This window comes from Chamaesiphon sp. VAR_48_metabat_135_sub (assembly GCF_031418915.1).
In the GTDB taxonomy this organism is placed as follows: Bacteria; Cyanobacteriota; Cyanobacteriia; order Cyanobacteriales; family Chamaesiphonaceae; genus Chamaesiphon.
In genome coordinates, this window is the sequence record NZ_JANOJV010000196.1 from 1 (window position 1) to 12,489 (window position 12,489).

Genomic DNA, 12,489 nt, shown 5'->3' on the forward strand with positions numbered 1-12,489 from the left:
CTACCCCTTACCCCCAACCCCCAAATTATGGCCCCTAATAAAATTCTCATAGTTGAAGACTCACCCGTAGCAATGGAAGTATTGCAACGTCAATTTAAAAGCACTCCCGAAGTGGAAATTGTCGGTACGGCGCGGAATGGACAAGAAGCAATGGCGATGATTCCTCGACTCAATCCTACGGTGATCTGTACCGATTTCCACATGGACATAATGGATGGATTGGAATTCACCAAACAAGTAATGGCGAATTTCCCCCGTCCGATTCTCGTCCTCAGCAACTCAGTCAAATCAGATGACACCAAAAATGTCTTCGCACTGCTCCAAGCTGGAGCTTCCGATATTTTCCCCAAACCGCTAGGTGGTGAGTATGCTGAGTACGAAGCCCTCAAACAAAAAATCCTCTCTAAAATCAAACTACTCTCTGGAATGACTGTGAAAGCAAGACCGCTAAACTAGGGAATTGGGGGGTGGGTGTTGGGGTGTGGGGGTGTTGGGGTGTGGATGTGTTTCGCACTCCCGTACTCTCGTACTCCCCAACTCCCCTACCTTCTACCCTCTATCCCCTACCCCCTACAATGTCACCTATCAAAGTTTTCCTCGTTGAAGATTCCCTAATTGCGCTCGAATTACTCCAGCGTCTATTCAGAAGCACTTCAGAAGTTAAAGTAGTCGGTACGGCAAAGAATGGACAAGAGGCTTTAGAACTAATTCCAAAAGTCAATCCTGACGTGATTTGTACCGACCTACACATGGCACCGATCGATGGATTGGAACTTACCAAACAGGTAATGGAAAAATTCCCGCGACCGATTTTAGTGATTAGTAATTCAGTCCAGGAAGACGATACTAGGAATATCTTTGGATTACTTAAAGCAGGTGCCGTCGATATTTTCCCCAAACCCACGAGTGGGGACTATACCGAATATGAGCAAGTCAAGCATCGGCTTCTTGCTAAAATTAAAATGCTCTCTCATGTGACTGTCAAAGTCAGACCCGATCCTGCGACATTAACACCCAATATTGCTAGCACCAACATCCACAATCCTGGAACTCTAGGCGCGATCGCGATCGGTGCATCGACAGGTGGACCCCAAGCAATTCAGAAAATTATTACAGCACTCCCTCACAATCTCCCGATCCCAATTTTTTGTGCTCAACATATCGGGGACGGATTTTTGAATGGCTTAATTAGTTGGTTGAAAGAAGACTCCCAACTCACCATTAAAATCGCTCAAATTGGTGAAATGCCTGCACCAAGAACAGTCTATTTCGCACCGGAAAAATCGCATTTAGAATTTGATGCTCAGGGTCAATTTATCTATAGTAACTTTACGGCATCTACAGGGACTTGTCCCTCGATCGATGCATTATTTAGATCGGTAGCGCGGGTCTATGGTTGCTCTAGTGCGAGTATTCTGCTCACGGGGATGGGTACCGATGGAGTTGCGGGAACTGAATCTGTCAAAGCTGCTGGCGGGATGACGATCGCCCAAGACGAACAGAGTTGTCTGGTCTTTGGGATGTCCAAACTCGCAATCGCTTCAGGTGCTGTCGGACACGTTCTCAGTCTGTCAGAGATCGCACCTTTTTTGGTTAGCAAAATTGCGGTGAATTAGGAAATATTTGCAAGTTCCACTCTCAGGGAACAAAGGCCGGACTTTTGCGGTAGTACGGGCAAGTAGAGCACCTTTTCAAGAGAGCGGGGAGAGTGATTAGAAAAAGGTCTAAGATTAAACAGTTACTCCATTCGGCTAAAGATCGAAGCACTGAAATAGTGCAAGAGTTTTAAAATGAGAATTGCTGGATCGGTACCGATAAACCAGCCGAACCAGCAGAAGGATCGTAGACTAGATCTAGATCAACCCAAACTTACCCCGTTCATGTCTAGCGATCCTGATTACCTCCAAAAAATCCTCACTGCTGCTGTCTATGATGTAGCGATCGAATCACCGCTCGATCGCGCGCCCATCCTCTCGGAACGGCTGAAAAATCAGATTTTACTCAAACGGGAAGACATGCAACCAGTCTTCTCCTTCAAGCTCAGAGGTGCCTATAATAAGATGGCAAAACTCCCGCCAGAACTACTCGCACGCGGAGTCATTGCCGCTTCAGCAGGGAATCATGCTCAGGGTGTCGCCTTGGGGGCTAAACGGTTGGGTACTACTGCCACGATTGTGATGCCAGTTACGACCCCGCAAATGAAGGTAAATGCGGTCGCAGCTAGAGGCGGAGAAGTCATCTTATGGGGTGATACCTATGATGATGCTTATGCCCATGCCTGTCAGCTCGGGGCAGAGCGGGGTTTAACGTTTATTCATCCTTTTGACGATCCTGATGTCATTGCAGGACAGGGGACGATTGGCATGGAGATTCTGCGTCAATATCAGCAGCCGATTCAGGCGATTTTTGTGGCGATTGGCGGGGGTGGATTGATTGCGGGGATTGGGGCGTATGTGAAGCGGCTGTACCCTGAAACGAAGATTATTGGGGTGGAACCTGTCGATGCAGATGCCATGAGTCGATCGCTCAAAGCGGGAGAACGGGTTAAACTCGATCGAGTGGGTTTATTCGCCGATGGGGTGGCGGTGAAGGAAGTGGGAGTAGAAACCTTCCGCCTGTGTCAAAAGTATGTAGATGAGGTGATTTTAGTCGATACCGATGATATTTGTGCGGCAATTAAGGATGTGTTCGAGGATACTCGATCGATCTTAGAGCCTGCGGGTGCGCTGGCGATCGCGGGTGCGAAAGCTTATATCGAACGTGAGGGTATTCAGGACAAAACTCTGGTGGCTGTAGCTTGTGGCGCGAACATGAACTTCGATAGGCTGCGATTTGTCGCCGAACGCGCGGAAGTTGGCGAACGTCGGGAAGCAATTTTAGCAGTGACTATTCCCGAAGAGCGGGGGAGTTTTCGCCGCTTTTGTACCTGTTTGGGGACGCATAATCTGACCGAATTTAACTACCGGATGGCAAATACGACCCAAGCGCATATTTTTGTCGGCGTACAAGTCCAAAATCGGGCTGATACGGCAACTATTATTGCTAAATTAGAAGCTGAGGGTTTTAATACGCTCGATCTTACCGATGATGAGATGGCAAAGCTCCATCTGCGACACCTCGTTGGCGGACGTTCGCCTGTGGCGCAAGATGAACTCCTCTATCGGTTTGAATTTCCAGAACGCACTGGCGGACTGACGAAGTTCCTCAATAGTATGAATCCCGATTGGAATATCAGTCTATTTCACTATCGCAATCATGGTGCCGATTATGGCCGAATTTTAATCGGGATTGAGGTTCCCCCCTCTGAAATGAAAGAGTGGTATGATTTCCTCGATCGCACCCCATACCGTTATTGGGATGAACGCACTAATCCAGCTTATCAATTGTTTTTGAGTTAGGGATTCGGAATTCGGGTGTCGGGTGTTGGGTGTTGGGTGTTGGGTGTATACACAAGTTATCTAAGTTGCTGCGTAGTCCCGATTACCCCACCCCAACCCTCCCCTTATAAAGCGGATGCGCGTACTGTTCGGGTTCCCCGACAGTTTAGCGCACCAAGCAGGGGAGGGAGCAAAAGCCCCTTTACAAGAGGCTTTGGGGTGTCGGGATTTGGACGCAAGCGTCCTTTAAAAATTTTATCCCTCTACTCCCGAATCCCGAACCCCGAACCCCGAACCCCGAACCCCGAATCCTACAATTTCCCCCGCCACTGGGCGATCGAAGCTCGAACTTCAGAATGGTTAGAAACATTTTGGGGTACCATGACAGCAGTGTCGATCGCCAGTTGCCAATTTTTTTTGCTAGCGTAGCCGTGGGCGATGAGATATATTTCTTGAGACCACTGTTCGATCGACTGTTGGATTTCAGCAGCGGCGGCTGGTGTCGTCGGGGGGATTTTGCGAGCGGCTAAGATGGCGACATAGCGAGAAGTTGCATCACCTGGCTTGACAAAAAGCTTCACTTGTGATAGCTGAGAGGCTTGCTCTGTAGTGGTTTGGCGAGGGTCCTCTGTTGAATTATCGACTACAGGTCGGACGATCGATTCATTGCTCGAAGGTGACTGAGGTTTGAGCAAGTGAATCGCACCGCCACCAACAATTAGTGCTGTCAGGAGAAAACCAATTTTTGCCAAAGGGGACTGCTTTTTGCGCCGAGATGTCGGCTGAGATTTTCTGACGATCGCCCCAGTTCCCACTGTTTCCGGTGCGAAGACTACCACGCTGGGGGTGGGGGGTTTATAAGTTGCATAGCTATCATCTCGACCGAATGGGGGTGGCGTGGGCGGGGTATAGACTACTTCCGGTATCGTAGTCGCGATCGAGGATTGAGTAGTCGCCGAAAAAACTGGACGATAAGCCGAGACACCTGTCGGGACGATCGATAGGGGAGTTTGTAAGGGTTTCCAGTGGTGTTCGCTCAGTTCTGCCAATCGGCTAGTTAGATAATCATCGATGATGTCGAGATTGAGATCGGGATGATAATTTAGAGCCTCTAACAATGCGGTGGTAAATAATCCATGTCCCAATCCAGCATCTTCGTGGGATAGTTCATGACTTTGACAGGAGAGAAAAGTGGGAACTTGATATTCTTGAGCGAGTTTGGCGGTAACTCGACCAATTCCATTACCAAGAGATAGATGCTGAGAATGGTTAGCATCGAGAAAGACTAAAGCATTGACCCCAATCTCGCGAAACTGTTGGTATAGTTGGCGGATCGAGATACAAGTGTTGGGAATATCGTCTGGTTTACCATCGATCGGGACGAGATAATCTTCATCCTCAAAGCTCACACCACAGCCACTAAAAAAGAACCATAACAGATCCCCCGCATGGAGTTTATCCCAAGACCACTGCTTGATCCAACGGTTGATATTTTCGCGATCGGGATAAGTAGATTTATTCCCAGCCTTGGGTGAAGTATCGGTCAAAAGCAAACACTGGGACTGGTTCCAACCAGCCGCATCGATAAAAAACTGCTCTATTGACACCGCATCCGCCATTCCATAGCCTAGTGGTGGCAAAAACTGATATTGATTAATCCCGATCGAAATACACGCCTGAGTTGCCATATGAAGGTGAAGAATTAATATAGTGACAGATGCATAACGATCGTCAATTATCAAAGTGGAATTAGATCGATACTACTATTCTAGCAAGCGACCAGCGTTAACGTCAGTTTGACTACTTCCAGATTGAGGGGGGAGCGGGAAGTATGGGAGTGGGGGAGTATGGGAGTAACGGAGTAACGGAGTAACGGAGTAATAAACACCCAACACCCCAACACCCCAACACCCCAACACACCCTTAACCTTTCCCCAGTGAGTCTACATCTAATAAAAAGATCGATGGTCGATCTGGTTGGTCGATCGACATCGCACGGACACAGTGAATATTACTGTGCTGTCGATAGATGGCTGGGAGCGGTTGAAATGCTGAAAGCTGAATCGATTGGATACTCGGTGGTGAATCGATCGGCAATCCGATCTGTTCTTCGTCATTGAGATGGAGAATTAATAGATACTTCACGAGATCGGATTTGCGCGTAGAGACGATTTCACGATCTATCGGTTGAGTGGGTAGCAATGCCTGTTGTGACTTGCCAAAAATCTGATATCCCACATCGATAACAACCAATTCTCGACCTTGATAGGTAGTCAAACTGAATCCAGTATCATTGGGGTCTCCATACAGTCGTTGACCGAGCTTCTCCCCTGCTGCATCGAGCGTGGTAACTTTGTGAACTCGATCGAATGGGATGGCAAAAGTTTCAGCCCAGAGCTTGAACACGATCGAGCGTTGAGTTGCTTCTGTTTGCTGCGCCGCCAATCGCCGCGATCGCAACGGAGAGTAAATAGCCATAAGTGTTTTATCGATCGATATTACTATCTATAGTTCCACCACTGAGGGGAAAAGTTACCAAATTGACTTAAGTTGCTATTTTTAGGGAGATTTGGGATTCGCAGAGGTGACAAAACTTAAATATACCGAAAGATCCCCTTGCCACTTTCTGACACCCAACATCTGACACCCGAACCCCCCCCCTAAAAGCTATAACTGGCAATTTATTGTGAGCAAATGTGATTTTTTCGATCTCTGTGGGGAAAGATAAATAGGACAGACCTTAAATGCCAATTATCCATAAACGTATCCACCAACATTGTTGATATTTTCGAGCCTTATACATAAAGTCCACTAAGCTATGAGTTTGAGCCATGAACCAGGGTTCTAGCAGCGTTGCTGATACCGAAAGAACACTAAATCCCATTAAATTACTAGAACAGTTAGCTACTTCCCAGGCTAAAGGTTGTTTGCGGATCTCGTCTAATGACATTATTTGGCTGCTGTATTTTTACGAAGGTAAACTATTCTACGCCAATCACTCGCTCGAACCGATCGAACGGCTCGAACAACATCTGCGTCGAATTAGCCCAGTTATCTTGGCTAATCAGGTGTACACAGATTTGCGAGAACAGTTGAAAGAAGGTAGTTTAGAAGCCACTTATCCTAGTCTCGATTACCAAGCAATTCGCTGGCTGATCGCCCAAGGACACATTACCGAGCAAACTGCAGGGACATTAGTCAAGAGTATTACCAAAGAAGTACTGCAATCATATCTATTGCTGACTTCCGGTACTAGCGAATTGGTGGTACGGGAAACCTCTTTTCCGATTTGGTGGAGTGGCAATTTCCTGTTTGTTACCAAAGAGTGCCAAACAGAACTGCAAGCTTGGCAAGCATTGCAACCAGCAATTCAATCACCGTATCAACGACCCTATCTGATTAATGTCGAGCATCCATTGCTCACGCCAGAAGTTAAGGCAAAGTTGAGTAAAATTTTGATGGGATTTAGCTTTCGACAGTTGTCGTTGCTGCTCAAGCAAGATGAGCTGACAGTTGCTAATAACCTCCATCGGTTGATTAATAATAAGATTGTCGGTTTGCGTCCGCCGCAACCACCATTCGATCGACTACACAAATTCTATTACACCGCCGGAATTAATGATAAAGATCGCTTTGATGAGACGCAATCAGTCACAGCAACACTCGCTGCTGTTGCTGAGAAAACAGATGGGCTGGTACCAGCCACTGGAGACTTAATCGAACAAACTACCTACAAGATTGCTTGTGTGGATGATAGTCCGACAATTTTACGAGAAATCAATCGCTTTTTAGACGGCGATAGTTTCAAGGTATTTCCAATTATCGATTCGGGGACAGCCTTAATGAAGATTATTCGGATCAATCCTGACATCATTTTATTAGATGTGGGAATGCCGACGATCGATGGCTATAAGCTCTGTTCGATGTTGCGCAAACATCCAGCGTTTAAAAAGACTCCGATTGTGATGGTAACGGGAAATACAGGCATTATCGACAGGGCTAAAGCAAAAATGGCTGGCTCGACTGACTATATGACTAAACCTTTTACTCAAGCGGGGTTAATTGAAATGGTGTCCAGACATTTGATGGCAGAGCACAATTAGTGGAAAGCGAAAAGTGCTACTGGGCGGGTGACAAAGGCCTGTGGGGAACCCACAAAGGCGCACTCCGCAAGTGGAGCACCTTTTCAAGACAGTTGAAAGTGAATAGTCGATCTTTGATGACCAAGAACAATAAACACAGTTCAAATTAGATATTTAAAGGAAATTGAGAAAATGGTGAAGATTTTAATTGTTGAAGACACTCCCTCGGAAATGCAGCTAATGACTCTTTATCTTAAAGATAATGGCTATCAAGTTGTGTCTGCAGATAATGCTAAAGATGGGCTGAGTTTAGTTACTAAAGAAAAACCCGATATTGTCATTACTGATGTCGTGATGGAAGGGATGAACGGGTTTGAATTTTGCCGTACTTTGAAAAAGAATCCCGATACCGAACAAATTCCCGTAATTGCCTGTACCTCTCGCGGCCAAGATTTAGATAAATTGTGGGGCAAAAAACAAGGTGTCGATGTCTATGTCACAAAACCCTATTCTCAAGAGGACATTATTAACGCAGTTAAATCAGTATCTAATTAGTGAATGGTGAATGGTGAATGGTGGATAGTGGATCGCAAATTGCCATAAATTCCGACCCTATCCCCTATCCCCTATCCCCTATCCCCTATCCCCTATCCCCTATCCCCTCGATGAGTGTTACTGCATCCCCAACTAAACGATCGAACAAAACTACTGACGAGATGTTTCTGCGGTTTCAACTCGACAGCCAAACCAGTGCAGTGGTGCCGATGCTGCAAACCCAGGAAGCGATCGTGCTACCAGCGGGGAGAGTTTCGGTAATTCCCAATCTCCCATCACCAGTACTAGGTTTATTCAATCGGCGTAGTAGCTTGTTGTGGTTGGTCGATCTCCCTGAAATTCTGGGTTTAGAACCAATCGACAGACACGCCCATAGCTATGATATCGCGCTGCTCAAGGTCGGGCAAACACCCCTGGCTGTGGCAGTGAAGTCGATTCAAGGAGTAATCAGATTTGCCCGAGAACAGATTGAATCTCCAATTGGTAGTTTCAACCCAGCTTTTACCCCTTATTTAAGCGGCTGGATCTTACAGGAGAAAGAATTAATATTAGTGCTAGATCCTCAAGCAATTATTAATACAAAAGTTTTAAATAATTGAAATTTGAAAGTTTAAAGCGGAAATTAGGGCACCATTTTGTTAAGACAGCTCCCCGCTCTTTCTATGTGCTGAGAACAGATCCCAACCAACTAATTATATAAAATCACTTCATCTATCTTATGAATCAGTTTAACGAAATAACTCAATTCAACAATGCAGATCGTGCTGAATTAGCAACTAATTCAGTTAACTATACTTCAAAATGGGGTAAGCTGAGTGTCAAAACAAAAGTGACATTGCTAGCGATCGCCCTGGGATTGGGACCGATCGCCACAATTGGGACATTGAGCTATTCCCAGATTGATAACGCGCTGAGAGCGCAGACAGTCCAAACTCAAAAAACTCGTGCAGCAGCAATCGCCGACAAACTCAATCGCTTTGTGTTCGAGCGAAATGGTGACGTAGAAATTTTAGCAGCACAACCAATTTTCGCCAATCCAAAACTAGCAGCACTTACTCCTTCAGAGTCTAAAGATAGCCTCTTAAATCAATATGTCAATAGTTATCAAGTATATGATAGTATTGCGATTTTTGACATAACAGGTAAGTTGATCTCTCAGAGCAAAGGAGAATCATTAACCAAAATCAATCATCTTAAGCGTCAGTATTTTCAGGATGTTTTGAAAACAGGTAAAACAGTTATTTCATCACCAGAAGCCAGTAAATATACTGGTAAAATTTCTGTATTCTTTGCTGCTCCAATTAAAGATACTAGCACTGGTCAAATTGTTGGGGTAGTACGGACGAGAACACCTGTCGATCGATTAGCAGCACCGCTCAAAGATTTTCAATCCAAGCACGAAGACTACCATATTTCCGATAATCGGACAGGTAAGATCTTTATCAGTTCTAATGGGGATTATACCAATAAGACTGAGGATGCAGATTTAATTAAGGCACGGGAGACGGGGATGCTAATCGAGCATCAAGTCAAGTTCGATGGCAAGACTTCTGGGAATGTTAACGATCGCGGCGACCACGTTGAACTGCTGACGGCGGCTAACTTTGGTAAGCTCGATGGGATGCAACAGTTACCTTGGACGGTAGTCAGTGTCATCGATGAAGATGTGGCTTATGCTACTCTATCGGGATTATTAACGAACATTCTGATCGGAGCGGGTATCACCAGCTCATTGACATTTGGTTTGGCGGGTTTAATTGCTAATCGATCGACCAAAACGATCGAAGCAGCAGCTAGAGCGGTCGAAAAAATCGGTCAAGGTGACTTTAATAGTCGGGTAGAAGTCACTAGTGAAGATGAAATTGGCAAATTGGGTGGCAACATCAACCTGATGGCAAACCAGATTCAAGGACTATTGATGGAACAATCCGAGCAAACCAAGCGGACGGAATTGTATGCAGAAATCTCCCGCGCACGGACATTGACAGATCTAGAATCACCATTGTCTCAAGTCCTGCTCGAAGCCAGAGAAATCCTCAAAGTCGATCGATTGGTTGTCTATCGGTTTATGGCTGACAATCGCGGTTATATTGCGGGGGAGTCATATGGAGCTGGCAGTTACAGTGCGATTAAAGAACAGGTTAACGACCCCTGTATTCCTGAAGAGTTGCTCTCAGCCTATGCCAAAGGGCGAACGATGTCCAATGATGATGTCAGCGATAGCAACTATCATGCCGATCACAAAGATTTATTAGCTCGGCTCAATATCAAAGCAAATCTGATCGTGCCGATCGTCCAAAATGGTAACTTACTGGGACTATTAATCGCTCACCATTGCCAATATACTCATGCTTGGCAAGAGTGGGAAACGATCTATCTCAATAAATTTGCCGAACAAATCGGCATCTCCCTCAGTGGTTTCACCATCTCCGAACGCGGACAACTCGACGCGACCAGACAGAGAGATAAAGCCGTCCGCGAACAATTGCTATCGAGTATTTCCCGCGCTCAAACGACCCAGGAAATGGCAACACCTCTAGCCTATATTCTCGAAGAAAGTCGTGCCAAACTTAAAGCCGATCGAGTGGTCATCTATCGCTTTTTCCCCAGCTTTGGCGGTCATATCGTTGGCGAAGCAGTTCTGCCAGGATTTGCCAATGCCTTGGGCGATCGAATTGAAGATGCTTGTATTCCCCAGGAGCTAATGGAGGCATACCGTAAGGGTCGCACTATTGCTACTGAAGATGTGATGGGTAGTGATTATCATCCAGATCACAAAAAATTACTGACCAAGCTCCAAATCAAATCCAATCTTGTCGTGCCGATTCTCCAAGGTACCAACTTGCTGGGATTGATGGTGGCACACCACTGTGGCAATATCCATCAGTGGCAAGAATGGGAAACTGAGTACCTGACTGAGTTCGCTTTACCAATTGCTTCCTGTTTGGGTGGTTATGCGGCGACCGAGCGGAGTAACTACGAAGCCGAACAGTCTCGCGAACGTGCCGAAAAATCTCAAAAAGAAAACGAAAGTCGCCAAAAAGAATTGCTGCGGTTATTGATGGAAATTGAAGGGGCTTCCGATGGTGACTTAACGGTTCGATCGGAAATCAGCGACGGGGAAATCGCGATCGTCGGTGACTTCTTTAACTCGATTATTGAAAGTCTCCGCGAAATTGTAACCACCGTGAAAAAAGCGGCTGGGGAAGTAAACGGCTCCGTTGGTGACAACGAATCCGAAGTTCGACTGCTAACTGATGCCGCAACCAAGCAAGCAGACCAAATTCAGCAGACTTTGGCAAAAATCGAAAAAGTTACCATTTCGATTCAATCGGTGGCAACAGATGCCCGTTTAGCTGCAAATGTCGCAACATCTGCGGCATCCACAGCCGAGATCGGCGGACAAGCAATGGATCGGACAGTTCAAAGTATTCTCCAACTGCGCGAAACCATCTCTGAAACTGCCAAGAAAGTAAAACGCCTGGGTGAATCTTCCCAACAGATTTCTAAAGTAACCGGATTGATCGACCAAATCGCCCTCCAAACCAACTTACTAGCGATTAACGCCAGTATTGAAGCAGCTCGGGCGGGTGAAGAAGGACGCGGTTTCGCAGTTGTAGCCGAAGAAGTTGGGGAACTAGCCGCCCAATCCGCCGCAGCAACCAAAGAAATCGAAAAAATCGTCGAAACCATTCAAAGAGAAACCAGTGCGGTAGCTCAAGCAATGGAACTCAGCACCACTCAGGTAGTTGAAGGTACCCAATCTGTCGAACAAACCAAAACCAGTTTGAAGCAGATTATCGAACTATCCAATCAAATGGATAGTTTCCTCAAATCGATTTCGACAGCGACGATCGATCAAGTGGAAACTTCCCAAGCAGTGAAAGTAGATATGGCAGCAGTCGCCCTGATTTCCGAACAGACCTCCGACTCTTCCAAACAAGTATCCACCTCACTCAAACAAACAGTTACCATCGCTCAAGCACTCCAGGCTTCGGTAGGTAAGTTTAAAGTTGATGACCGGAATTAGTGAATAGTGGATAGTGGATAGTGGATCGTGATTTAGTGGTTTAGCTCTGAATCAGGACGCAAGCGTCCTCATCTTGACTATTCACGATCCACTATTCACGATCCACGATCCACTACCCTCCTCCCAAAAGCATTCCGAAACCCAAACCACCGATGATTAACTCAGATAAAGAACAACAAGTCAAACTCCAATTTTTGGACGAAGCGACGGATTATTTGGATACCCTCGAATCGGGGCTGCTGGGACTGGGTACTGGTGCAGTTGCTGACAAGCAGTTGGATGGACTCCTGCGGGCGGCACACTCGATCAAGGGTGGTGCGGCGATGATGGGTTACAAGACGCTCGCGGGTCTTGGCCACCATCTGGAGGATTATTTCAAGATTATTCAGTATGGCAAGGCGGCTGCGCCCGATGCTCAAATCGAGCAGCTAATGCTGGCGACAGT

The 12,489-nt window shown here is 46.3% G+C and carries 10 protein-coding genes; 8 read left to right on the forward strand and 2 right to left on the reverse strand.

The window, feature by feature from the left end:
- From RMO55_RS14180 to ilvA, 3 genes are all read left to right on the forward strand, one after another.
- The coding region (locus RMO55_RS14180) for a response regulator (protein ID WP_310427487.1) at positions 1 to 456 on the forward strand (456 nt) is incomplete at its 5' end.
- A gap of 119 nt (positions 457 to 575) precedes the next feature.
- Positions 576 to 1,616, forward strand: coding sequence for a chemotaxis protein CheB (locus RMO55_RS14185; RefSeq protein ID WP_310427489.1), 1,041 nt, complete (start codon positions 576 to 578; stop codon positions 1,614 to 1,616).
- A gap of 264 nt (positions 1,617 to 1,880) precedes the next feature.
- Positions 1,881 to 3,398 carry a threonine ammonia-lyase, biosynthetic gene (gene ilvA, locus RMO55_RS14190; protein ID WP_310427491.1) on the forward strand — a complete coding sequence of 506 codons (1,518 nt, stop codon included), beginning with the start codon at positions 1,881 to 1,883 and terminating at the stop codon, positions 3,396 to 3,398.
- A gap of 290 nt (positions 3,399 to 3,688) precedes the next feature.
- Here the strand turns inward: ilvA and RMO55_RS14195 are convergent, their stop codons facing one another.
- Both RMO55_RS14195 and RMO55_RS14200 read right to left on the reverse strand, forming a co-directional pair.
- Complete coding sequence (locus tag RMO55_RS14195) at positions 3,689 to 5,119, reverse strand: caspase family protein (protein WP_310427493.1); 1,431 nt, start codon at positions 5,117 to 5,119, stop codon at positions 3,689 to 3,691.
- Between the two features lie 181 nt (positions 5,120 to 5,300).
- Entirely contained in the window at positions 5,301 to 5,855 is a 555-nt protein-coding gene (locus tag RMO55_RS14200) for a chemotaxis protein CheW (protein ID WP_310427494.1), read from the reverse strand.
- Between the two features lie 353 nt (positions 5,856 to 6,208).
- Between RMO55_RS14200 and RMO55_RS14205 the strand changes: the two genes are divergently transcribed.
- The 5 genes from RMO55_RS14205 to RMO55_RS14225 all read left to right on the forward strand — a co-directional run.
- Positions 6,209 to 7,480, forward strand: coding sequence for a response regulator (locus RMO55_RS14205; protein ID WP_310427496.1), 1,272 nt, complete (start codon positions 6,209 to 6,211; stop codon positions 7,478 to 7,480).
- Positions 7,481 to 7,651: 171 nt separating this feature from the next.
- Entirely contained in the window at positions 7,652 to 8,014 is a 363-nt protein-coding gene (locus RMO55_RS14210) for a response regulator (protein WP_310427498.1), read from the forward strand.
- 110 nt (positions 8,015 to 8,124) lie between these two features.
- Positions 8,125 to 8,613, forward strand: coding sequence for a chemotaxis protein CheW (locus RMO55_RS14215; RefSeq protein WP_310427499.1), 489 nt, complete (start codon positions 8,125 to 8,127; stop codon positions 8,611 to 8,613).
- A gap of 119 nt (positions 8,614 to 8,732) precedes the next feature.
- Positions 8,733 to 12,044 carry a methyl-accepting chemotaxis protein gene (locus tag RMO55_RS14220; protein ID WP_310427500.1) on the forward strand — a complete coding sequence of 1,104 codons (3,312 nt, stop codon included), beginning with the start codon at positions 8,733 to 8,735 and terminating at the stop codon, positions 12,042 to 12,044.
- Between the two features lie 152 nt (positions 12,045 to 12,196).
- On the forward strand, positions 12,197 to 12,489 hold a 293-nt coding region (locus RMO55_RS14225), incomplete at its 3' end, for an Hpt domain-containing protein (RefSeq protein WP_310427502.1).

Bases quoted from the DNA above. Each gene is read 5' to 3' on its own strand.
- RMO55_RS14205 (WP_310427496.1), top strand. From the start codon at position 6,209: ATGAACCAGGGTTCTAGCAGCGTTGCTGATACCGAAAGAACACTAAAT.
- RMO55_RS14200 (WP_310427494.1), bottom strand. From the start codon at position 5,855: ATGGCTATTTACTCTCCGTTGCGATCGCGGCGATTGGCGGCGCAGCAA.
- RMO55_RS14220 (WP_310427500.1), top strand. From the start codon at position 8,733: ATGAATCAGTTTAACGAAATAACTCAATTCAACAATGCAGATCGTGCT.
- RMO55_RS14185 (WP_310427489.1), top strand. From the start codon at position 576: ATGTCACCTATCAAAGTTTTCCTCGTTGAAGATTCCCTAATTGCGCTC.
- RMO55_RS14210 (WP_310427498.1), top strand. From the start codon at position 7,652: ATGGTGAAGATTTTAATTGTTGAAGACACTCCCTCGGAAATGCAGCTA.
- RMO55_RS14215 (WP_310427499.1), top strand. From the start codon at position 8,125: ATGAGTGTTACTGCATCCCCAACTAAACGATCGAACAAAACTACTGAC.
- ilvA (WP_310427491.1), top strand. From the start codon at position 1,881: ATGTCTAGCGATCCTGATTACCTCCAAAAAATCCTCACTGCTGCTGTC.